The organism is Streptomyces similanensis (assembly GCF_039543625.1).
Lineage (GTDB): Bacteria > Actinomycetota > Actinomycetes > Streptomycetales > Streptomycetaceae > Streptomyces > Streptomyces similanensis.
Genome location: NZ_BAABKC010000001.1, coordinates 109937 through 134064, shown reverse-complemented (window position 1 = coordinate 134064; position 24128 = coordinate 109937). Strand labels below are relative to the sequence as shown.

11 protein-coding genes are annotated in these 24128 nt (G+C 71.7%); 4 read left to right on the top strand and 7 right to left on the bottom strand.

Annotation, left to right across the window (positions count from 1 at the left end; genetic code table 11):
• Positions 1–11521: amino acid adenylation domain-containing protein (locus tag ABEB07_RS00470; protein ID WP_425588925.1), on the top strand; the 11521-nt coding region annotated here is incomplete at its 5' end.
• Positions 11522–11969: 448 nt separating this feature from the next.
• Here the strand turns inward: ABEB07_RS00470 and ABEB07_RS00465 are convergent.
• On the bottom strand, positions 11970–13919 hold the full coding sequence (locus ABEB07_RS00465; RefSeq protein WP_425588926.1) for an ABC transporter ATP-binding protein: 1950 nt from the start codon (positions 13917–13919) through the stop codon (positions 11970–11972).
• A gap of 511 nt (positions 13920–14430) precedes the next feature.
• Positions 14431–14886 carry a cold-shock protein gene (locus ABEB07_RS00460; protein WP_176147283.1) on the bottom strand — a complete coding sequence of 152 codons (456 nt, stop codon included), beginning with the start codon at positions 14884–14886 and terminating at the stop codon, positions 14431–14433.
• Positions 14887–15306: 420 nt separating this feature from the next.
• On the opposite strand from ABEB07_RS00460, the gene ABEB07_RS00455 reads away from it, so the two are divergent.
• Positions 15307–16422, top strand: a complete 1116-nt coding sequence (locus ABEB07_RS00455) for a transcriptional regulator (protein WP_345666505.1) — start codon at positions 15307–15309, stop codon at positions 16420–16422.
• A gap of 149 nt (positions 16423–16571) precedes the next feature.
• On the opposite strand, the gene ABEB07_RS00450 is transcribed toward ABEB07_RS00455, so the two are convergent.
• From ABEB07_RS00450 to ABEB07_RS00440, 3 genes are read right to left on the bottom strand one after another with little or no spacing between them, the layout of a single operon-like run.
• On the bottom strand, positions 16572–17810 hold the full coding sequence (locus ABEB07_RS00450) for a beta-ketoacyl-[acyl-carrier-protein] synthase family protein (RefSeq protein WP_345666504.1): 1239 nt from the start codon (positions 17808–17810) through the stop codon (positions 16572–16574).
• Positions 17807–18043, bottom strand: a complete 237-nt coding sequence (locus ABEB07_RS00445) for an acyl carrier protein (protein WP_345666503.1) — start codon at positions 18041–18043, stop codon at positions 17807–17809. Before ABEB07_RS00445 ends, ABEB07_RS00450 begins: the two co-directional genes overlap by 4 nt.
• A 16-nt stretch (positions 18044–18059) precedes the next feature.
• Positions 18060–19094 (bottom strand): beta-ketoacyl-ACP synthase III, encoded by a 1035-nt coding sequence (locus ABEB07_RS00440; RefSeq protein WP_345666502.1) that lies wholly within the window; start codon positions 19092–19094, stop codon positions 18060–18062.
• Positions 19095–19432: 338 nt separating this feature from the next.
• On the opposite strand from ABEB07_RS00440, the gene ABEB07_RS00435 reads away from it, so the two are divergent.
• On the top strand, positions 19433–19648 hold the full coding sequence (locus ABEB07_RS00435; protein ID WP_164589845.1) for an MbtH family NRPS accessory protein: 216 nt from the start codon (positions 19433–19435) through the stop codon (positions 19646–19648).
• Between the two features lie 150 nt (positions 19649–19798).
• On the opposite strand, the gene ABEB07_RS00430 is transcribed toward ABEB07_RS00435, so the two are convergent.
• Together ABEB07_RS00430 and ABEB07_RS00425 are read right to left on the bottom strand one after the other, a co-directional pair.
• On the bottom strand, positions 19799–20611 hold the full coding sequence (locus ABEB07_RS00430; RefSeq protein ID WP_345666501.1) for a thioesterase II family protein: 813 nt from the start codon (positions 20609–20611) through the stop codon (positions 19799–19801).
• A gap of 1 nt (position 20612) precedes the next feature.
• Positions 20613–21380 (bottom strand): FkbM family methyltransferase, encoded by a 768-nt coding sequence (locus tag ABEB07_RS00425; protein WP_345666500.1) that lies wholly within the window; start codon positions 21378–21380, stop codon positions 20613–20615.
• Positions 21381–21644: 264 nt separating this feature from the next.
• Between ABEB07_RS00425 and ABEB07_RS00420 the strand changes: the two genes are divergently transcribed.
• A complete protein-coding gene (locus tag ABEB07_RS00420; protein WP_345666499.1) occupies positions 21645–24029 on the top strand; it encodes a non-ribosomal peptide synthetase in 2385 nt (794 codons plus the stop codon).
• The last annotated feature ends 99 nt before the right edge of the window (positions 24030–24128 follow it).

Below are 24128 nucleotides of genomic sequence, written 5' to 3'. Positions count from 1 at the left end.
GATGGGGGTGGAGCGGGACGACTGGGTGTTGCGGTGTGTGGTGTTCGGTGGTGAGGCGTTGGATGTGGGCCGTCTGGAGGGGTGGTTCGAGCGGCATGGTGATGGGGGGCCGCGGTTGGTGAACATGTACGGGATCACGGAGACGACGGTGCATGTCTCGTACTTCCCGCTGGAGGGTGCGGGTGTGCGGGGTGGGCGTGATGCTGGTGTGGTGGGTGTGGGTCTTCCGGATCTGCGGGTGTTCGTGCTGGATGAGTGGTTGCGTCCGGTGCCGGTGGGTGTTGCGGGTGAGGTGTATGTGGCGGGTGCGGGTCTGGCGCGGGGGTATGTGCGGCGTGCGGGGTTGACGTCGGAGCGGTTCGTGGCGTGTCCGTTCGGTGCGGCCGGTGAGCGGATGTACCGGACGGGGGACCGCGCGCACTGGAGGGCCGATGGCCGGCTGGCGTTCGCCGGCCGTGCGGATGAGCAGGTGCAGTTGCGTGGGTTCCGGGTCGAGCCGGGCGAGATCGAGACGGTGGTGGCCGCGCATCCCCAGGTGGAGCGCGCGGCGGTGGTCGTGCGGGAGGACAATCCCGGCGATGTCCGCCTGGTCGCCTACCTCGTGCCGACCGACGATGACCGTCCCGAGGCCGAACTCGCCGCCGAGGTGCGGGCGTTCGCGGCCGACCGGCTGCCGGAGTACATGGTGCCCTCGGCCCTGGTGGTATTGGATGTGCTGCCGCTGACGGTGAACGGCAAGCTGGACCGCAAGGCGCTGCCGGCCCCCGTGTTCACAGCCGGCGGCGGTCGTGGTCCGGCGACCGTGCAGGAGGAGATCCTGTGCCAGGTGTTCGCGCAGGTGCTGGGTCTGCCCGCGGTCGGTGTGGACGACGACTTCTTCGCGCTCGGCGGCCACTCGCTGCTCGCGGTGTCGCTGGTGGAGCAGTTGCGTGCTCGGGGCGTCGCTGTCTCGGTGCGGGCGTTGTTCCAGACGCCGACGCCGGCGGGTCTGGCCGCGGTGGCGGCTCCGGACACGGTCGAGGTGCCGGAGAACCGGATCCCGGACGGCGCCGAGCGGATCACTCCGGACATGCTGCCGCTGGTGGATCTGTCGGAGGAGGAGGTCGGGCGGATCGTCGCGGCCGTCGAGGGGGGCGCGGCGAACATCGCCGACGTGTATCCCCTGGCGCCCCTGCAGGAGGGTCTGTTCTTCCACCACCTGTTGCAGGCGGACGGCGGCGTGGACGCGTATGTGGTGCCGCGGGTGCTGCGGTTCGACTCGCGCGAGCGGCTGGACGCGTTCCTCGTGGCGTTGCAGCGGGTGGTGGACCGGCATGACATCTACCGCACCGCGATCCTGTGGGAGCAGCTGCGCGAGCCGGTCCAGGTCGTCGTACGCCGGGCCGTACTGCCGGTCACGCCCGTGGAGCTGACCGTTGACGGATCCGCTGCCGTGGAGCAGCTGATCGCGACGGCGGGCTCGGGGATGGACATCGGTCGTGCGCCGTTGATCGATGTGCACACGGCCGCTGAGCCGGGTGAGGGCGGTGGCTGGCTGGCGCTGCTGCGGATGCATCACCTGGTCCAGGACCACACCACGCAGGACGTGCTGCTGGCCGAGATGGGTGCCTTCCTGTCGGGGCGGGAGGACTCGCTGCCGGAGCCGCTGCCGTTCCGCAACTTCGTGGCGCAGGCGCGGCTGGGCATCACGCGTGAGGAGCACGAGCGGTACTTCGCCGGTCTCCTGGCCGATGTGGAGGAGACGACCGCGCCGTACGGTCTGCTGGACGTGCACGGTGACGGCACGGGTGTGGTCCGCTCCCATCTGGGCGTGGATGAGGAGGTGGGGCAGCGGGTGCGCGAGGTGGCGCGGTCGCTGGGCGTGAGTCCGGCGTCGGTGTTCCACCTGGCGTGGGCGCGGGTGCTGGCGACGGTCAGCGGCCGTGACGACGTCGTCTTCGGGACGGTGCTGTTCGGGCGGATGAACGCCGGTGCGGGCGCCGACCGGGTGCCTGGCCTGTTCATCAACACACTGCCGGTCAGGGTGCGGGTCGACGCGGTGGGCGTGGGCCGGGCGCTGGAGGGGGTGCGTGATCAGCTGGCGGAGCTGCTGGTGCACGAACACGCGCCGCTGACGCTGGCGCAGCAGGCCAGTGGTGTGCCGAACGGCAGTCCGCTGTTCACCTCGCTGTTCAACTACCGGCACGGCAAGCTGCGGCAGCCGGAGCCGCGGCCGGAGGCGGGCGCGGAGTCCCGCGGCATCATCACGGTGGCGATGCGCGAGGCGACGAACTATCCGGTGACCGTGGCGGTCGATGACCTGGAGACCCGGTTCGGGCTGACCGTGGACGCGGTGGGCCCGGTCGACGGGGAAGCGCTCTGCCGGCTGCTGCACACCTGCCTCGACCACCTGGTGACCACGCTGGAGGACGACCCCGCCGGCCTCCTGTCGACGGTGGACGTCCTCGACACCACCGAACAGAACCGACTCCTTGAGGAGTGGAACGACACCACCACGGAACTGCCGGACCAGGGTGTTCACGCCCTGGTCGCCGGACAGGCGCGGCTGCGCCCGGACGCCGTGGCGCTGGAGTTCGGTGACGTGCGGCTCTCCTACCGCGAACTGAACGCCCGGGCCAACCGGATCGCGCATGCGCTCATGGCGGCCGGTGTGAGCAGGGGTTCGCTGGTGGGCGTGTGCCTTGAGCGCGGCCCCGAAGCGGTAGCCGCACTGTTGGGCGTGTGGAAGGCCGGCGCGGGCTATGTGCCGCTGGACACCGACTACCCCTCCGCCCGACTGGCGTCCATGATGCGCGACGCGGACGTACAGGTCGTCGTCACGCAGGGCGGACTGGGCGAGCTGCTGCCGGACTTCGGCGGCGTGCTCGTACCGGTCGAGAGCGTGGATGATTCCCGCTCGGCCGAGGACCCGGCAGTGGAGGTCGCGCCGGATGACGCGGCCTACGTGATGTTCACCTCCGGATCGGCGGGGCTGCCCAAGGGCGTGATGGTGGAACACCGCGCCGTGGCACGGCTGGTGTGGGGGCAGCGGTACGCCGAGTTCAGCGAGCGCAATGTGCACCTTCTGCTGGCGCCGCTGGCGTTCGACGCCTCCACGTTCGAGTTGTGGGGTGCGCTGGTGCACGGCGGCCGCCTGGTGATCGCACCCCCGGGGACAGTCGGCCTGCCGGAACTGCGGTCGCTGATCTCGGGCAAGGGCATCAGCGACCTGTGGCTGACCGCCGCACTGTTCAACGCGGTGGTCGATGAGGACCCGGGCATCCTGACGGGACTGGAACGGGTGCTGGTCGGCGGCGAGGCCCTGTCGGTGCGGCACGTACGGGACGCGCAGTCGGCACTGCCCGGACTCCAGGTGCTGAACGGGTATGGACCGACCGAGACCACCACGTTCGCCTGCACGTACGCCGTCCCGCGGATGGCCGCAGACGCGCAGTCCGTGCCGATCGGCTCACCCATCGCGAACACGCGGGTGTATGTGCTGGACGGTGCGTTGCGTCCGGTGCCGGTGGGGGTCGCGGGTGAGCTGTATGTGGCGGGTGCGGGTCTGGCGCGTGGGTACGTGGGGCGCTCGGCTCTGACGGGTGAGCGGTTCGTGGCGTGCCCGTTCGGTGGTGCGGGTGAGCGGATGTATCGGACGGGGGATGTGGCGCGGTGGTCGGTGGAAGGCCGGCTGGAGTATCTGGGGCGTGCGGATGAGCAGGTGAAGATCCGTGGGTTCCGGATCGAGCCGGGTGAGGTCGAGGCGGTGTTGTCGGCGCATCCGGGGGTGGGTCAGGCGGCGGTCGTCGTGCGTGAGGACGTGGCCGGGGACAAGCGTCTGGTCGCCTATGTGGTCGGTGATGCGGGTGAGGCGGAGCTGCGTGGCTTTGTGGCCGAGAGGCTGCCGCAGTACATGGTGCCGTCGGCGGTGGTGGTGCTGGAGGCGCTGCCGCTGACGGTGAACGGGAAGCTGGATCGTAGGGCGCTGCCGGCTCCGGAGTACGTGAGCGGCGGAGGCCGTGGTCCGGTGACGGTGCAGGAGGAGATCCTGTGCCAGGCGTTCGCCCAGGTCCTCGGTCGGGAGCGGGTCGGGGTCGACGACGACTTCTTCGCGCTGGGTGGGCATTCGCTGTTGGCGACGCGGTTGGTGAGCCGGGTGCGCGCGGTGCTGGGGGTGGAGGTGGCGCTGCGGACGTTGTTCGAGACGCCGACTCCGGCCGGTCTCGCGACCAGGCTGGGGCAGGCGGGTGCGGCGCGTCCGGCGCTGGTGGCGGGGGAGCGGCCGCAGCGGGTGCCGCTGTCGTACGCCCAGCGCCGACTGTGGTTCATCGGGCAGCTGGAAGGACCGAGCGCGACGTACAACATCCCTCTCGGGATGCGGCTGACCGGCGCATTGGACCGGCAGGCGCTGGAAGCGGCCCTGCGGGATGTGATCGGGCGGCATGAGGTGCTGCGGACGGTGTTCGCGGTGGCCGACGGCGAGCCGTACCAGCGGATCCTGCCGGTCGAGGAGACCGGATTCGCCCTGTCCGTCACCGACGTGAGCGCGGACGACCTGGGCGAGGCGGTCGCGGAAGCGGCCGGCTATGCCTTCGACCTCGCCGAGGAGATCCCTGTCCAGGCGCGGCTGTTCACGGTCGGTCCGGATGAGCATGTGCTGACGGTGGTGGTGCATCACATCGCGAGTGATGGGTGGTCGTCTGCTCCGTTCGAGCGGGATCTGACGTCCGCGTATGCGGCGCGGGTGGAGGGGCGGGTGCCGGTGTGGGCGCCGTTGCCGGTGCAGTACGCGGATTACGCGTTGTGGCAGCGGGAGTTGCTGGGTGAGGAGGGTGATCCGGAGAGTGTGCTGTCGCGGCAGGTGGGGTTCTGGCGTGAGGCGTTGGCGGGGGCGCCGGAGGAGCTGGCGTTGCCGTATGACCGGTCGCGTCCGGCGGTGGCCTCGCACGAGGGGCATGCGGTGCCGGTGGATGTGCCGGCCGCGGTGCACGCACGGTTGCGTGAGGTGGCGCGTGAGCGTGGCGTGACGGTGTTCATGGTGTTGCAGGCGGTGCTGGCGGTGACGTTGTCGCGGTTGGGTGCGGGGACGGACATCCCGATCGGTTCGGCGATCGCGGGCCGTACGGATGAGGCGTTGGACGAGTTGGTGGGGTGCTTCGTCAACTCGCTGGTGGTGCGGACGGATCTGTCGGGTGATCCGTCGTTCGGGCAGGTGCTGGAGCGGGTCCGGGAGACGAGTCTTGCCGCGTTCGGGCATCAGGACGTGCCCTTCGAGCGGCTGGTGGAGGAACTGGCGCCCTCGCGGTCGGCGGCGCGGCATCCGTTGTTCCAGGTCATTTTGACCATGCAGGACACGGTGTCGGTGGCGGGCGTGGGCGGTGCGGCCGAGACGGTGTCGGGTCTGCGGGGCAGCGCGCTGCCGTTGGGCCGGGTCGGGGCGAAGTTCGATGTGTCCGTGCTGGTGGGCGAGCGATTCGGCGCGGACGGCGCGCCGGCGGGGATCGGCGGGGTGGTGACGGGGGCTGCTGACCTGTTCGACCCGGCGACGGTGGCCCGGCTGGCCGAGGGTCTGTCGCTGCTGCTGGCGCAGGTGGTCGGGGACCCGTCGACGCGGGTGAGCGCGGCTGATGTGCTGGGGGCGGAGGAGCGGGATCGGGTGGTGGTGGAGTGGAACGCCACGGAGGTGCCGGTGGCGGCTTCCACGGTGTTGGGGCTGTTCGAGGAGCGGGTGGTGCGGTCGCCGGGTGCGGTGGCGGTGGTGGACGTGGATGGGCCGGTGTCGTTCGGGGAGTTGGATGCGCGGGCGAATCGGCTGGCGCATTATCTGCGGGCGCAGGGTGTGGGCGGGGAGTCGGTGGTGGGGTTGTGTCTGCCGCGGGGTGTGGAGATGGTGGTGGGGATGCTCGCGGTGTGGAAGGCGGGCGCGGGGTATGTGCCGGTGGACGCGGGGTTGCCGGCGGAGCGGGTGGCGTTGGTGCTGCGGGACAGCGGTGCGGTGCTGACCCTGACCACGGAGGAGATCCTGGACGATCTCCCGGCGGGACGGCACCGTCTCGTCGCGGTGGACGATCCGCTGACTGCGATGCAGCTCGGGGCCGCCTCTGAGACGGCGCCGGGGGTGGAGATCCGGCCGGGGCAGGTGGCGTATGTGGTGTTCACGTCTGGTTCGACCGGGCGGCCGAAGGGCGTCGCGGTCACGCATGGTGGGCTGGCGAACTATGTGGCGTCGGTGCCGGAGCGGGTCGGGTTCGATGGCGGTGGCCGGTTTGCTGTGTTGCAGGGTCAGGCGACGGACCTGGCGAATACGACGGTGTTCGCGAGTCTGACGGGCGGGGGTGAGTTGCACTTCCTGGACGAGGAGCTGGTCACGGACCCGGCCGCCGTAGCGCAGTACCTGACCGAGCACCGGATTGACTGCTTGAAGGCGGTGCCGTCGCATGTGGCGGCGCTGGGCGTCGAGTCGGTGGGGTCGGTGGGGTCGTTGGTTCTGGGTGGTGAGGCGGCTTCGCCGGAGTTGGTGAACGGCTTGCTGGACGCGGTCGGTGAGGGTTCGGCGGTGTTCAATCATTACGGGCCGACGGAGACGACGGTCGGTGTGGCGACGGTGCGTCTGTCGCGGGAGTTGGTGGCTGGTGGGGTGGTGCCGGTGGGTGCTCCGGTGGCGAATACGCGGGTGTATGTGCTGGATGAGTGGTTGCGTCCGGTGCCGGTGGGTGTGGTGGGGGAGTTGTATGTGGCGGGTGCGCAGGTGGCGCGTGGTTATGTGGGTCGGGCTGGGCTGACGGGTGAGCGGTTTGTTGCGTGTCCGTTCGGTGGTGTGGGTGAGCGGATGTATCGGACGGGGGACCGTGCCCGGTGGTCGGGTGAGGGGAACTTGGTGTTCGCGGGGCGTGCGGATGAGCAGGTGAAGATTCGTGGGTTCCGGGTGGAGCCGGGTGAGGTGCAGGCGGTCGTGGCCGCGCATCCGCTGGCCGAGGGGGCCGCGGTGGTCGCCCGGGAGGATGTTCCGGGGGATGTCCGCCTGGTCGCCTATGTGGTCACCGAAGAGGTGGACGACGAGGTGGAGGCGGCCGAGTTCGCGGCGGCCGTGCGGGAGTTCGTGGCGGGCCGGTTGCCGGAGTACATGGTGCCGTCCGCGGTGGTTGTGCTGCCGGAGCTGCCGTTGACCAGCAATGGGAAGCTGGATCGTAGGGGGTTGCCGGCGCCTGATTATGGTGCGGCTGCGACGGCGGACAGTGGGCGTGGTCCGGCGACGGTGCAGGAGGAGATTCTGTGCCAGGCGTTCGCGCAGGTGCTGGGTCTGTCGGCGGTGGGTGTGGACGACGACTTCTTCACGCTGGGCGGTCATTCGCTGCTGGCGGTGGCTCTGGTGGAGCAGTTGCGGGGTCAGGGTGTGTCGGTGTCGGTGCGGGCGTTGTTCCAGACGCCGACGCCGGCGGGTCTGGCCGCGGTGGCGGCTCCGGACGCGGTCGAGGTGCCGGAGAACCGGATACCTGAGGGCGCCGAGCACCTCACGCCGCAGATGCTGCCGTTGGTGGACCTGGACGAGGCCGAGGTGGCGCACATCGTCGGACGGATCCCGGGCGGCGCGGCCAACATCGCCGACGTCTACGCGCTCGCCCCCCTCCAGGAAGGCATCCTCTTCCACCACCTGTTGCAGGCGGACGGTGGCGCGGACGTGTACGCGGCGCCGCGGGTCATCCGCTTCGACTCGCGGGAGCGGCTGGACGCGTTCCTCGGAGCGTTGCAGCGCGTGGTGGACCGGCACGACATCTACCGCACCGCGATCCTCTGGAAGGACCTGCGCGAGCCGGTCCAGGTCGTGGCCCGCCGGGCCGTACTGCCGGTGACGCCGGTGGAGCTGACCGCTGACGGACCCGACGCGGTGCGGCAGTTGATCGCGGCGGCCGGTCCGAGCATGGACACCGGCCGTGCGCCGCTGATCGACGTGCACACCGCCGCGGAGCCCGGCGAGGGCGGTGGCTGGCTGGCGCTGCTGCGGATGCATCACCTCATCCAGGACCACACCACGCAGGACGTGCTGCTGGCCGAGATGAGCGCGTTCATGTCCGGGCGGGAGGACTCGCTGCCGGAGCCGCTGCCGTTCCGCAACTTCGTGGCGCAGGCGCGGCTGGGCGTGGCCCGTGAGGAGCACGAGCGGTACTTCGCCGGCCTGCTGGGCGACGTGGAGGAGACCACCGCGCCGTACGGTCTGCTCGACGTGCACGGTGACGGCAGTGGTGTGACGCGCTCCCACCAGGACGTCGAGGACGAGGTGGGGCAGCGGGTGCGGGAGGTCGCCCGGTCGCTGGGGGTGAGCCCGGCCACCGTGTTCCACCTGGCCTGGGCGCGGGTCCTTGCGACGGTCAGCGGCCGCGACGACGTCGTCTTCGGCACGGTGCTGTTCGGGCGGATGAACGCCGGAACGGGCGCCGACCGGGTGCCGGGCCTGTTCCTGAACACCCTGCCCGTGCGGGTCCGTGTCGGCGCCACCGGCGTCGGACAGGCGCTGGAAGGACTGCGCAACCAGCTGGCGGAACTCCTGGTGCACGAGCACGCGCCGCTGACCCTGGCGCAACAGGTCAGTGGGGTGCCCGGCGGCAGTCCGCTGTTCACCTCGATCTTCAACTTCCGGCACAGCCAGCGTCCGGACGCGGAGTCCCGCAAGGAGGCGGACCGCACCGCGCCCAGGAGCATCCAGATGGTGTTCACCCGGGAGGCCACCAACTACCCGGTCGCCGTTTCGGTGGACGATCTGGGCGCCGGGTTCGGGCTGACCGTGGACGCGGTGAACTCGGTGGACGGGCAGGCGCTGTGCCGGCTGCTGCACACCTGCCTGGACAGCCTGGTGACCGCGCTGGAGGACAGCCCGGAGCGCGGGCTCGCCGCGGTGACGGTCCTCGACGAGGCCGAGCAGCGGCGCATGCTGACGGAGTGGAGCGGCACCGACACATCCGTCGGGGCGGCCACGGTGCCGGAGCTGTTCGCGGCCCAACTGGCGCGTGATCCCGGAGCGGTGGCGGTCGTCTCGGACGGTACGGAGATCTCGTACGCCGAACTGGACGCCCGTGCCAACCGGCTCGCCCGCTACCTGACCGGTCTGGGCATCGGCCCCGAGGCGTGCGTCGGCGTGTGCCTCGACCGCGGTGCCGGCCTGCAGACGGCGCTGCTGGCGATCCTGAAGGCCGGTGGAGCGTATGTGCCGCTGGATCCCGACCACCCCGCCGAACGGATCGCCTACGTGGTGCGGGACGCCGGGATGGAGGTCGTGCTGACCTCCGCGGCGCTGGCCGGGATCCTGCCCGGCGACGTGCGGTCACTGGTGCTGGACGACCCGGCCGTGGCGACCGAGTTGGCCGCCCTCGACGGCTCGGCCACGTCGTGCGCCGAGCTGCGGCCCGAGCACCCCGCGTACGTGATCTACACGTCCGGATCGACCGGCCGGCCGAAGGGTGTGCTGGTCTCGCACGTGGGCGTGGCGAGTCTGGTGGCGGGACACGTCCAGCGTCTGGCCGTGGGGCCGGGGGCACGGGTGGCGCAGTTCGCGTCGGCCGCCTTCGACACCTTCGGCTGGGAGTGGATGATGGCCCTGCTGTCGGGAGCGGCCCTGGTGACGGTGCCGGCCGAACGGCGGCTGGGCACCGCGCTGCCGGAGTTCCTGACCGAGACCCGGGTCACGCACGCGACGCTGCCGCCGGCCGTGCTGGCCACCCTCGACGAGCGGTCGATCAGTGCGGACACCGTGCTGGTGGTGGCGGGCGAGGCCTGCCCGCCCGACGTGATGGCGCGCTGGGCGCGCGGGCGTGCCATGTTCAACTCGTACGGTCCGACGGAGACCACGGTGGACGCGACGCTGTGGCGGTGCGACGAGGAGGCCGCGACCGTCGCGATCGGTTCCCCGGTGGTGAACACCCGGGTGTACGTGCTGGACGAGCGGATGGCGCCGGTTCCGGTGGGCGTCGCGGGTGAGCTGTACGTGGCCGGCGCCGGGCTGGCACGCGGCTATGTGGGGCGCGCGGGGCTCACCGCGGAACGCTTCGTGGCCAATCCGTTCGCCGGCGGCGGGGCGCGGCTGTACCGCACCGGGGACCGGGCGCGGTGGACGCCGGACGGCCGACTCGTGTTCGCGGGCCGTACGGACGACCAGGTCAAGGTCCGCGGCTTCAGGATCGAGCCGGGCGAGATCGAGAAGGTGCTCGACCGGCATCCGCGACTGAGCCAGGTGGCCGTGGTCGTGCACGAGGACCCCCGCGGCGGCAAGCGTCTGGTCGCCTACGTCGTCCCCGACGCCGGCGACGCCGATCCGGGTGCGCTGGCCGGGTCGGTGCGGGAGTTCGCGGCCGAGTGGCTGCCGAACTACATGGTGCCGTCCTCGGTGACCGTCCTGGACGCCCTGCCGCTGACGGTGAACGGCAAGGTGGACCGCAGGGCCCTGCCCGCCCCGGACTTCGCGGCCGCGGCGGGCGGCGCCGGGGACCCGACGGCGGGCCGGGGCGCCGCAGGTGTGCTCGAAGCGGCGGTGTGCGAGACGTTCGCCGAGGTCCTGGGCGTGCCGGCGGTCGGGGTGGACGACGACTTCTTCGCGCTCGGCGGCCACTCGCTGATGGCGGTCACCCTGGTGGAGCGGTTGCGGGGCAGGGGCGTCACCGTGTCGCTGCGCACCCTGATCACCAACCCGACGCCGGCGCGGCTGATGCAGACGTTCAGCCTGACGTCGGTGCAGGACGCCCTCGGCGGAGTGCTGACGATCCGGTCCGGCGGAACCGAGCCGGCGTTCTTCTTCATCCACCCCGCGGGCGGACTGAGCTGGTGCTACATGCCGTTCGCCCGCTTCATCCCCGAGGAGTACCCGCTGTACGGCCTCCAGGCCCAGGGGCTCGAGGGCTCCGGGGAGCTGTCGGGCTCGGTCGCCGACATGGCCGCCGAGTACGTGCAGCGGATACGCGCGGTGCAGGCGTCGGGCCCCTACCACCTGGTGGGCTGGTCCTTCGGCGGAACTCCCGCACACGAGGTCGCGGTGCGGCTGGAGGCCGAGGGCGAGGAGGTGTCGCTGATCCTCATGGACGCGTACCCGCCGATCCCGGCGCCCGACGCCGCGGCTGCCCGGAACGAAGGAGCCGACGGGCCGCGCGCGGCCGGCTCCGAGCGGCGTGCCGACGGCGCGCGCACCGCACCGGCCGACGGGCCGGCCGACGGCCCGGCGCGCCTGGCGCAGCGCGTGCGCGCCGAACTCGGCCCGGTGCTCGGTGGCGTCGACGACGACGAAGTCGCCCTGCTGGTCCGGGTGTTCGACAACAATGCGACGCTGAGGGACCGGCACGCCTACGGCACCTTCGGCGGGGACACGCTGATCCTCGTCGCGGAAGAAGGGAAACGGGCGGACTTCTCGCCCGAGGCGCTGTGGGAGCCGCACCTCACCCGGCGGGCCGCGACCGTCCGCATTCCCTGCGGGCACTCCGACATGGTGAGGCCCGAGATGCTGGGCCTGGCCTGGGACGCCGTCTCGCAGTGGCTGGCCGCACGGTCGGAGCGGGAGGAGTGAGCCGTCCCGCGTCGGTCTGACGCCGCTGTACCGCACGGTGCCCGGGCCCGGTTCGTCGACGACGAGCCGGGCCCGGGCACCGTTCATGTGCGGTCCGGACGTCCGGAGGCCGCGAGGCCGGTCACTTCCGCCGGCTCTGCGGGCACCGCGCCACACCACGGTGCACCGCGCGGCACGGCAACCGGCCCGGCAGGCGGGCGGGTGTGCTCCTCCGGGCAAGTGCCGTGCCGGGTATCGGCGTCCACGGCCGGGGAGGCTCCCGGCCGCTCGCGGAGGGTGCGTCGGAGCGGGTGCGCGGCCGTGCACCGGCGTACGGCAACGTGGCGCCGCCGTATGGCACCGTGGCACCGCCGTACGGCAGCGTGGCGGAGGCGTGCGGCAGCAGCGCGAAGGCCGGTCCGGTCACCGCGTGCGGTGGCCGGACCGGCCTTCGGTCGGACGGAGTCGGTCAGGAGCCGGGTCGTGCGCCCCCCGCGATCACCGCGGACGGCGCCGGACCGGGCCCGGCGGGCTTCCGTACCGTCGCCTGGTGGGAGAACTGGGTGTGGTAGAGATCGGCGTAGAGTCCTGCCGCCGCGAGCAGTTCCTCGTGGGTCCCGCTCTCGCGGATCCGGCCGTTCTCGACCACCAGGATCTGATCGGCTTCGCGGATGGTGGACAGCCGGTGGGCGATCACCAACGAGGTGCGGCCGGCGAGGGCGGTCTTGAGCGCCTGCTGGATCGCGGCCTCCGACTCCGAGTCCAGGTGTGCGGTCGCCTCGTCGAGCACGACGATCGGCGGAGCCTTGAGCAGCAGGCGGGCCAGGGCGATCCGCTGCTTCTCACCGCCGGAGAGCCGGTAGCCGCGGTCGCCCACGACGGTGTCGAGACCCTCGGGGAGGGCGGCGATGGTGTCCCACATCAAGGCCGCCCTGCACGCCTCGATCAGCTCCTGCTCGTCGGCGCCGGGACGGGCGTACGACAGGTTGGCGCGCAGGGTGTCGTGGAAGAGGTGGGACTCCTGGGTGACGACACCGACGTTCTCGCGCAGGGAGGCGAGGGTCAGGTCACGGATGTCGTGCCCGCCGATGCGCACGGTGCCCGTGTTCGGATCGTACATACGGGGCACCAGCTGGGTGATGGTGGTCTTGCCGGCGCCCGACGGCCCGACCAGCGCGGTGAGTTTGCCGGCCGGAGCGCGGAAACTCAGCTCGTGGAGGACGTCCTGGGCGGGGGCGTCGGACCGCTCGCGCTTGCGGCTGGGGATCGCCTCCAGCGATGCCATCGAGACCTCGTCGGCGCCGGGGTACCGGAAGGTGACCCCCGCGAACTCGATGTCCGGGGCGGCCGCGGCCGCACCCGCCGCGGGCAGCAGTTCCTTGGCGTCGGGGCGCTCGGTGATCAGGGGCTTGAGGTCGAGCACCTCGAAGACCCGGTCGAAGCTGACCAGGGCGACCGTGGCGGTGGCCTGCATGGTCGACAGTTCGTTGACGGGCCCGTACAGCCGCATCAGCAGGGCCACCATGGCCACCAGCGTGCCGAACTCGATGGTGCCGTCGATGGTGAGCGCGCCGCCCAGGCCGTACACCAGGGCGGTGGTGAAGGTCGTGAGGACGGTGACGACGATGGGCAGCAACCGGCCCCAGACGACCAACTTGATCGCCAGGTCGCGGACTTGGGCGGCCTTACCGGCGAACAGCTCCTCCTCGTCCTGCGGGCGGCCGTAGAGCTTGGCCAGCAGGGCGCCCGAGACGTTGAACCGCTCGGTCATCATGGAGCTCATCTCGGCGTCCTGCTCCATGAGCGATCTGGTCATGCGCTGCATGCGGCGCGTCAGCAGACGCGCCGGGATCAGGAACAGCGGGATCATCACCAGGGCCGCGACGGTGATCTGCCACGAGAGGTAGAACATCGCGCCGAGGACCAGCACCAGGGTCAGGACCGTGGAGACGGCCTGGGTGAGCAGGGTGGTCACGGCCTGGCGGGCTCCGGCGACATCCGTGTTGAGCCGGCTGATCAGTTTGCCGGTCTGGGTACGGGTGAAGAACGCCACCGGCTGCTGCTGCACATGCGCGAACACCTGGGTGCGCAGTTCGTAGACGACCCCTTCGCCGACCCGGCCCGAGCACCAGCTCTGGAGGTAGACGACCCCGGCGTTCACCACGGCCAGTCCTGCCAGCGCCAGACTGAGCCACACGACGACGCGGAGATGCCCGGGCAGAATGCCGTGATCGATGATGAACTTGAGGATCAGCGGGCTGGCGGCCGCGATACAGGCGTCCGCGGCGGTCACCGTCAGCAGCAGCACGACCTGCCAGCGGTACGGCCGGGCGTACGGCAGGATCCGCCGCACCGTTCCCGGTCTGACCTGCTGGCGCTGGAGCGACTCGTCGCCCGGTCGCAGCCGTATCGGGCCCATGGACGGGCGGTTTAGCACGGTCACGGAAACTGCCTCGCTCTCTGTTCTTCTCACATCCGGTGAGAGCCGGTGAGAGGAGAAATCGGGTCAAAATCCGGTGACCAGGACCGGGATTCTGCGGCTTTTCGGCGTGCTGTCCTGAGAGGGGAGCTGCGGCACTCGGCCAGCGGCGGAGAAAACCGTGGCGCACCCACGATGCATCGCGCGATCGCCCCCGATCAATATCGGCCGGACCATTCATCCGGCCATCTTCCGTTGTTCAACCGGCGTCCGGCCGGGAAGGGAACTCCGAGGCAGGGATCGCGGTAGTGCGCGGCATTGCGGAGTATTGTCCGCCGGGGGGAGGGACACAGCCGGAATTCCGCGACGCGCCCGCACGGTCACGCCGCACGGTCACGCCGGACGGCCCGCCCACCGGTGCGCGGGCCGGTGCGAGGCTGCCGGAACGCGGATCACGGGTGGGCGGGCCGCCGCGGGGGGAGGGGGAGCCGCGGCTCCCCCTCCGGGCCGGTCAGCCCTCGGTCCAGCCGTGGTTCTTCGCGTTCTGCGCCAGACTCGCCCTGATCAGCACGATCTGATCCGCCGTCAGCGAGGGCGCGGCCGACAGGAGCAGCTCGGTCACCTCGTGCAGGTACTCGCTCGCGGCGAGCACGTCGCACAGGCTGTCGTCGCCGTCCGCCTGCCTGGCCGGAGCGGGGACCGGGGACGGGATCCGGACGGCGGCGGTGGCGGGCGTCTGGAAGGCCGGCGGCTTGACCTCGGCCCCCTCCGCCAGCCGGACCGCCGAGGCCTTGAGCCCGCGATCGCCCTCCTCCACCTCGAACTGCACCGCGAGCCCCGAGCGCAGGTAGCTCTCGGGGATCAGGAGATCGTTCACGTGCAGGAAGACGTCGTCCCCACCGTGATCGGGAGCGATGAACCCGAAACCCCGCACGCTGTCGAACCGCACCACACGACCGGTAACCATGCCATCAACCCCTTGCCACCATGCCCCTTGCCAACCGGGCCCCTTGCCCGGATGAGCGTCATGATTCAGAAGATAGGACAGGGCCGTCCGTCCAGGCGAGCGCGCCGCCGGGATGCGCCGCCGATGCCGGTGTCCAACCGCTGCGGCGCCGCACTTGAACGCCTTTCCCGGGGCGGCGGGCACAGGGCGGCGGGCAGCGGACTCGGGCGGTTGCCTGAACCGCATACTGGAGGTAAGTTCGAATGTGATTTCGGGCATTCTGAAGGAGTGGCGGTGAGTTGATGAAGCCACTACCGCTGTACTGGTTGCGAGTTCGGCGCCATTGATGCCGCATTTCCCTCATTGCCCGGCGACCGCAGATTTATCTGCTGGAAGTCGTCGTACCGGAATTGAGACGTTTCGTCACTGGGGGAGCGGAAAATGAAGCGTGGCGCTGTCGACTTGAGGCATCCAGCGGCTCCTGACGAGGGCGGCTGTTCGCCCTGGCCGGCCGCGGTTCCCGCGCCGGCCGTGCGCGGGGTCGTCTCCGTTCCGATCGCCTCGCTCCTGCCCGCCGACTCGCCCCGGTTGGAGGGCCAGGCCCCCGAGCACGTCGCCCGGCTGACGGCGGTCGAGACCCCCCTTCCGCCGATTCTCGTGGACCGGCGCAGCATGCGGGTGATCGACGGGATGCACCGGCTGGCGGCCGCCTTCCGCAAGGGCGAGGCGACCATCCTGGTCGAGTTCTTCGACGGCACCGCCGACGAGGCGTTCCTGCGGGCCGTGGAAGCGAACGTGACCCATGGCCTTCCGCTGTCCAGGGAGGACCGGCGGGCCGCGACCGAGCGCATCATCGCCTCGCACCCCGAGATGTCGGACCGGGCGATCGCCCGGGTCGCCGGTCTGGGGGCCAAGACGGTGGCCGCGATCCGGCGCGGACTCGCGGGCGAGGCGACCCGGTTGAACGCGCGCGTCGGCAGGGACGGCAAGGTGCGCCCCCTCAACGGCGCGGAGGGCCGGGAGCGGGCCGCCGCACTGATCGCCGAGCGGCCGCGGGCGTCGCTGCGCGAGGTGGCGAGGCTCGCCGGGGTCTCGCCCGCGACCGTGAGCGACGTCCGCAGACGACTGCTGTCCGGCGAGCCGCCGGTGGCGGAGCAGACGCCCCGGCCGCAGACGTGCGCGAGCGGGCCCGCGGAGCCCGGCGCGGTGGCGGTGGAACGGACCTCACCGGAGCCCGGCGCGGTGGCGGTGGAACGGACCTCACCGGAGCCCGTGCGGGCGGTGGAACCGCGGGCCTCCGTGCGGGACGGCCGGCTCCTGGAACCCGACCCCGTCACCCTGCTCGACAGGCTGCTCAACGATCCCTCGCTGCGGCACCGGGAAGAGGAACGGCGCCTGTTCCGGGTGCTCCAGCGCAACGCCATCGAGGAGCGGTGCTGGTCCAAGCTGGTCGCCGCGGTGCCCTCGCACTGCGGCGACCTGGTCGTGGACCTCGCCCGGCGCTACGCCGAGACGTGGCTGGAGGTCGCGCAGGAACTCGACGAGGCCGCCGAGTGAGGGTCGCCGCGAAGGGCTGACGCGCACCACTCGGCGACGGGGTTCCGGTTCGCCCTCCTCAGCGGGGCGAACCGGACGGCAGTGCTCGCTCACCCCCTCCCGCGAGCCCGGCGTGATCCGTACGGAAGACTGTGGGTCCTCGGGCCCGCTCAGGCGCGCCCGAGGACGACGACGGCGTTGTGGCCGCCGAAGCCGAACGAGTTGCTCACCGCCACGGGGACCGGAGCGGACCTGACGGCGCCGTGGACGATGTCGATGTCGGCGATGTCGGCCCCCGGTTCCTCGAAGTTCGCGGTGGGCGGGATGACGCCCTGGTCGATGGACAGGGCCGTGAACGCCGCCTCGGCGGCGCCGGCCGCGCCCAGCATGTGCCCCGTGACCCCCTTGGTGGAGGTGACCGCGGTGTGCGGGCCGAAGGCGCTGTGGATGAGGCGCGCTTCGACGGCGTCGCCCTGGGGGGTGCCCGTCGCGTGGGCGTTGACCAGCGCCACGTCCGACGCGGCCACCCCGGCGTCCGCCAGCGCCCTGCGCAGCGCGAGCCGCGCGCCGTTGCCTTCGGGGTCGGGCGAGGTGAGGTGGTACGCGTCGGAGGACTCGCCGTAGCCCAGGAGCGAGGCGTAGGGGCGCCGGCCGCGTGCCCGCGCGTCCGCCGCGCGCTCCAGTACGAGCACCGCCGCGCCCTCCGCCAGCACGAAGCCGTCGCGCTGCCGGTCGAACGGCCGGGACGCCGCCGACGGATCGGCACGGCGCCGGGACAGCGCCTTGAGCCGGTCGAAGGCGCCGGACAGGAGCGGGGTGACCGCGGCGTCGGCGCCACCGGCCAGCACGATGTCGCAGCGGCCGGCGCGCAACAGGTCGAGGGCGAGCCCCAGGGCCGTGGTGCCGGACGCGCACGCGGTGGAGACGGCGAGCGCGGGTCCGTTCAGACCGAGGTCCAGGGCGACCGTGGCCGCGGCCATGTTGCCGATGGCCTTCGGGACGGTCAGGGGATTGACGGCGCGCGCCCCGGTGTCCCGGAGCCGCCCCGCCTGTTCGAGCCAGGTTTCCAGGCCGCCGACGGCGGTGCCGATCAGCACCCCGACCCGGGCCGGGTCCCACGGCCCGCCGGCCGCCCCCGCGTCGGCCACGGCTTCGCGGGCCGCGGCGACGGCGTACTGCGTGAAGGGGTCCATCCGGCGCGCGTCGCTGCCCAGAACGCGGTGCGCGTCGAACGCCGAGGCGGCACACGTGAAGTCCACGGCCATGCCGTCGAGGCGGGCGTCGGGCGCCGCCGTGGGCAGCCCGGCGCAGGTCGCCTTCCACGCCGTGGCCGTGTCCGTGCCGGCCGGCGTCACCATGCCGATACCCGTGATCACCACATCCGGGTACTGCTGTCTGCGTCTGTTCATGCTGGTATGTCCGCCCCACGTGACTGCAGCAGTCCGGCCAGCTCGGTCACCGTGGTCAGGCCGGTCAGCTCGTCCTCGTCGACCGCGATGCCGAACTCGTCCTCCAGCTGCGCGCCCAGCTCCGCCAGGGAGAGCGAGTCGACCTCCAGTTCGGTGAACGACTTGTCCGGGTCGATGACTCCGGGCACCTTGTAGACGGTGCTCAGGAGAGTGGTGAGGTATTCGACGAACACAGGTGGGCTCCTTCTTTCAGACCTCTGAGGTGACGGCGGCCAGCTGCGGCCAGATCAGTCCCGTCGACGCCCAGCTGAGACCGCCGCCGAAGGCGGTCAGCACGGTTCGGGCTCCGGGTGTCAGGCGACGGGTCGTCACCGCGCCGGCCAGCGCCAGAGGAATGGAGGCGGCCGCCGTGTTGCCGATCCGCGCGAGTTCGCAGACCGCTCGTTCGGGTGGGAGACCCAGCCGTTTGGCCAGGGCCTCGATGATGCGTGCGTTCGCTTGGTGCGGTACGAGCATGTCGAGCGTCTCGATGCTCCAGTCGCAGTCCTTCACGACCCGTCTGACCGAGTCCGCCATGCGGTCGACGGCCCGCAGGTACACCTTGCGTCCGGACATCGTGAACCAGCGCTCTCCTGACGGCTGTTCGCGGACGCCGGGGACGCGGATCAGGTCCGCGCCCGAGCCGTCGCTGCCCAGGTCGTGGGCGAGGAGCGCGCCGGGTTCGTCGGCCGGCCCCGCACGCAGCACCACCGCTCCCGCTCCGTCGCCGAACAGGACGGCCGTGGACCGGTCCCGCGGGTCGACGATGCGCGAGTAGGTCTCCGCCGCGACGACCAGGACACTGTCCGCGGTGCCGGCCGTGATCAGCGCGCCGGCCGTGGCCAGCGCGTACAGGAAGCCGCTGCAGACGGCCGATATGTCGAACGCGAGGATGTTTCCCTGGCCCGTTCGGTACGCGATCTCGGGCGCCGCGGCGGGACAGGGGCGCTCCGGTGTGGTGGTCGCGAAGACGAGGCCGTCGACCGTGTCGATCCCCGCGGACCGCAAGGCGTTCCGGGCGGCTTCGCAGGCCAGGTCGAGCGTCGAGGTCTCGGGGGTCACCCGTCGACGCGATTCGATTCCGGTACGGGTGCGAATCCATTCGTCACTGGTGTCCAGCACTTCCACCAGCGCGGCGTTGTCGACGCTGTGCGAGGGAAGACAGGTACCCAGTCCCGCGATGACGGCCGAGGCCCGTTCTCCCGAATTACTCCGGGCACTTTTGCCGAGGCATGACGCGCTCATACAGCCGCCTCCCGAAGTGCGTGCGTGATCCGCACAGCAGACCCGTGGCATGAGGTGATGCGATGGTGCGGCGACCGTACCCATTCCCGGATCAGGGCACAACCGTCCGGAGGCGACATCCCGGCAGCACCGGAACAGAATTGCCGTGCCGTCTTCCACGACCCCTCCTGAGCCGTGTCGCCGCAGGTCAGGGAGCGGAGTTGTTCAACTGGTGCGACGACGCAGTTGAACGAAGGGTGTGGTGAGCGCCGCTGATTGATTAGCCTCCGATGACGTCGCTGATCGGGGGATGGCCCTGACCGACCGCCTGCTTTGACTACTTCGGAAGGGACCGCGTGGTGACGAATCCATTCGACGACCCCGATGCCAACTACTATGTATTGGTCAATGAGGAGGGGCAGCACTCTCTCTGGCCGGTCTTCGTGGACGCGCCGGACGGCTGGAAGACCGTGTTCGGCGAGGCGGGCCGCACGGAGTGCCTCGACTACATCGAGAGGTCCTGGACCGACATGCGACCCAAGAGCCTGATCGAGGCCATGGAGAGCAGCAAGTAGGAATACGGAAAACCTGTGCCCGGTCCGACGGCGACGTCGGACCGGGCACAGGTCTTTTCCCGCCCGGGACGAGACGGTGCGGTGCGGTGCGCGGTGCGCGGAGGGGGCAGCGGCGGCGCGGCAGGCCGCGCCGCCGCTGCCCCGGGGGCCTCAGCCCGCCGGGCTGGGTGCGGGCACCTCCGCGCCGGCCTGCCGCGGCAGGCCGGGCAGGGCGTCCGCCAGCCGCTCCATCGTCTGGTCCAGGATGAAGTGGCCGGCCTCGATGTGGTGGACCGTGAACGCGGTGCTCGTCTCCTCGCGCCAAGCCGCCAGTCCCTCGAAGTCCACGAAGGGATCGTGCCGGCCGCCCACGGCGGTGATCGAAACGTCCAGCGGCGCCGCGCCCCGGGGCGCGCCCTCCTCCGCGATGCGGAAGTCGGCGCGCAGGGTGGGCTCGAAGACGTCCATGATCTCGGGGTCGGCGAGCACGGACTCGTCGATCCCGCCGTACAGCGCGACCCGTTCGAAGAACGCCTCGCGCGGCAGCAGATGGATGCCGTCCGAGGAGTGCCGGGCGGGCCCCACGATGGAGGAGACGAACAGCGCGGCGGGAAGCCTGCCCCCTCGGTCACGGATCCGGCGCGCCAGCTCCAGCGCGATCAGACTGCCCGAGCAGTGCCCGAGGAAGACGAACGGCCGGTCGGTCAGCGGCGCGATCACCGGTTCGAGGGCGTCCACCATCAGGCGCAGCTCCTCGAAGGGCCGCTCGTCGATCCGGTTCTCCCGCCCCGGGTAGCGGACGGCGCACAGCTCGGCCTCGGGGGGCAGACGCCTGGCCCACGGCGCGAACACGGCCGCCCCGGCGCCCGCGTGCGGGAAGCAGAACACTCTGATCCCCGGGTCGGCGACCCGTCGGGGACGTACGATCCAGCGCTTGGCGGACAGGAGCGCCCGCGGGTCCGGGGCCGGGGAGACGCCCGTCATGTCACACCACCCGCCAGGCGAAGACGGTGTGCAGATCGGTGGTGCGGTACTCCGCGGCCTGGCGGACGGAGGTGGTCAAGCCCTGGCTCTCCAGGAGGGAGACCACCGCGTCGAGTGCCCCGCCGCGATCGGCGACCTCGACGGCGGCGTTCGCGATCCCCGGCCACAGCCGGTCGCCGACGCCCTGGAGGACCCGCAGCTCGAATCCCTCCACGTCCACCTTGAGCAGGTCGACGCGGTCGATGCCGGCCCGCCCGGCGAACGTCTCCACCCGCTGCACGTCGCAGCGCACCAGCCGCCGTTCGCCGAGGCTGTCGTCCACGAGGTCCTCGGCCTCCTGGATGAACTCGTCCCGGAACTCCTCGTCGAGCGCGTCCGCGGCACTGGTGATGAACGCCGACGCGAGCACCTTGTCGACCGCCGGGTCGGCGTCGAAGCCCGACATCATCGTGTAGTGCGGGTAATAGGTCAGCTCGCGCGACTGGTCCTCGTCGCCCAGGGCCAGGTTGTGGACATGAACGCCGGGCAGGTGCCCGGCGTTGCGCCGGAGGGCGTCGAAGACGTCGGGCGCCGGTTCGAAGGAGAACACCCGCGCCCCGGGCCACCGTTGCGTCGCGAAGAGAGTGAACAACCCGATGTTCGCCCCGACGTCCAGAATCACCGGCTTCTCGGGTATGCGCCAACCCTGCGGCGGGATGTAGGACTCGTCGTCGAAGATCTCGCCGTACAGGTAGTCCGTCTCGTTCCCGTTGAGGCTGAAGACGTGCATCCCGTTCGGGAGCCTTCTCCTGTCCAGAGCTGTGGGAGTTCCTCCACCTGGTGTCATCGCACCGAGATTAGGGTGCCGCCGACTCCGGCACCGGCAGTACGGGAGGCGATCCCGAGGCGGTTTCGCCGGTCGCCCGGCCGGGGCCCGGGCCGGGGCGGTACGCGCCGCGCGCCCTGCCGACGAGTCGCCGCCGGAACTGCCGATCACGGCACACGCGGCCTCGTACCGTACTCGGGTGATTCGGCGACGTGGAGGAGCGCACATATGGCTGGGACACAGGATCACGCCGTCCGGCCGCGGCCGATGACGCCCACGGCCCGGATCGTCGCCCCGCCGGACTGGGGGATGGGCGACGGCGACGGCGACCGGTCCGCCACGGCCTGGGCGGCCCTGCCGTCCGACGCGCCCGCCGACGAACGGAGCCTGCGGGCGGCGCTGGCCGTGACGCTGCGGCGCTACGAGGGCGAGGACGACCGGGAGGTCGTCGTCGGGTCCGTCGAAGGCGCCGTGGCGGTCCGGGTGAGCGGCGCCCTCGGCGAGCTGCGCGACCGCCGGCACCCCTCCTCGGAGCAGCCGGTGGTGGCCGGCACGCTGCCCGAGTGCGACGAGGAACCGCCGTACGCCGACGAGGCGCACCCGGCCGCACGTGTGCCGGTCTTCCCGCTGACGTTCTCCCCGGTGCGCCGGGCGGACGGCCGGCTGTGGCTGCGCTGCGACCATCTGCTCAGCCACGCCGGCCGTGCCACCGCCGAGCAGCTGACCCGGCATGTCGCCCACGTCTACGGGCAGGTGACGAACGCGCCGGAGACACCCGCCGCCGACGTGGAGCTGTTCGACGACGACGAACGGCGCCGCATCGTGCGCCTGGGGGCTTCCGCGCCCGCGCCGCCCCACCCGGCGCGGACCGTGCACGAGACCTTCGCCCTGGTCGCGGCCTCCGCCCCCGACGCCCTCGCGGTGACCGACGAACACGTCGAGCTCACCTATGAGCAACTCGACGGGCTCGCCGACGTGTTCGCGGCCGCGCTGCGCACCCGGGGGGTCAGCCCCGGCGACCGGGTCGGCGTGTGCCTGGACCGCTCGGCGGAACTGGTCGCGGTGCTGCTGGGTGTGCTCAAGGCCGGCGCGGCCTACGTCCCGATCGACCCCGCCTACCCGGCGGAACGCGCCATCCACATGCTGGACAACGCGGCGGCGCGGCTGCTGGTGACCCGGTCCGGCGAACTGCCGCGGCAGGGCGAGCACCACCAGGTCACGCCCGACGGGCTGCTCGAGGACGACGTCACCGACGCGCCGGACGGCCAGGGGGACGCCGACGGCACGACCACGGCCTACGTGATCCACACCTCCGGCTCCACCGGGCGGCCCAAGGGCGTCGCCGTGCCGCACGCCAACGTCCTGAGTCTCGTCGAGGCGACCCGCACCGACCTGGGTCTGGGCGCGGCGGACGTCTGGACGTTCTTCCATTCGAGCGCCTTCGACTTCTCGGTGTGGGAGATGTGGGGCTGTCTGCTGACCGGCGGCCGCCTCGTGGTCGTGCCCCACCTCACCTCCCGCGATCCGGAACAGTTCCGCGCACTCGTGGCCGCGCACGGGGTCACCGTCCTGAACCAGACGCCCTCGGCGCTCGCCAACCTGCTCACCGTCGACTACGCGGACCTTCCCGTACGGCTGGTGATCCTGGGCGGGGAACCGCTGGACGCCAGGATGCTCCTGCCCTGGTTCGACGCGTACCCCGACGGCCGGTGCCGGGTGGTGAACATGTTCGGCATCACCGAGACCACCGTCCACGTCACCGCGCAGACGGTCACCCGTGACCTGGCGCTGGGCGCGACGCGCTCGGTGGGCGCGCCGCTGTCCGGATGGCACGTGTACGTCCTGGACCCCGCGGGGCGGCTGCTCCCGCCCGGTGCCGCGGGCGAGATATGCGTCGGCGGCGCCGGTGTCGCCCAGGGCTACGTCGGCCGGCCCGGCCTGACCGAGGAACGGTTCCGGCCCGACCCGTACACCGACGGCCGGATGTACCGCAGCGGCGACCGGGGCCGGCTGCGTCCGGACGGGTCCCTGGAACACCTCGGGCGCCTCGACAACCAGGTGAAGATACGGGGCTTCCGGATCGAACTGGACGAGATCCGCACGGTGTTGCTGGAGGACGCGGCGGTGCGGGCCGCGGCGGTCGTCGTGGGCTCCGCGGACGGCGGCGGCTCCTCCGGCAAGCGCCTGGACGCCTACGTGGTGCTGGACGGCGGTGATGTGCGGGCGGTGCGCGAGCACGCCGCCGCCGTCCTGCCCGACTACATGGTCCCGGCGACGGTGACCGCGGTGGACGCGCTGCCCCTGACCACGAGCGGCAAGGTCGACGTGGCGCGGCTGCCGCGTCCCGAGATCACCACGAGGGCCGCCGAGGACCACACCCCGACGGCCGACGACGCCCTGGCCTCCTGGCTGCAGGAGCTGTGGGCCGGCCTGCTGGGCTTCCCGATCGGGCTCGACGACGACTTCTTCGAGGCCGGCGGGAACTCGATGATCGCGGTGAAGACCTCGGCGGCGATGCGCGCCGAGGGCATGCCCACCCTGCGGCTGCGCGAGTTCTACCGCCATCCCACCGTGCGCCAGGTGGTGGCGGCCCTCAGGACGGCGCAAGCGTGACCGGCCCCGCGCACCGGCGGCGCACCACCTCGGCGACCCCCGTCCGGGGCGCCGGGGCCGGCGGGGCCGGCGGGACCGGAGAGAGATGGACCGGCCGCG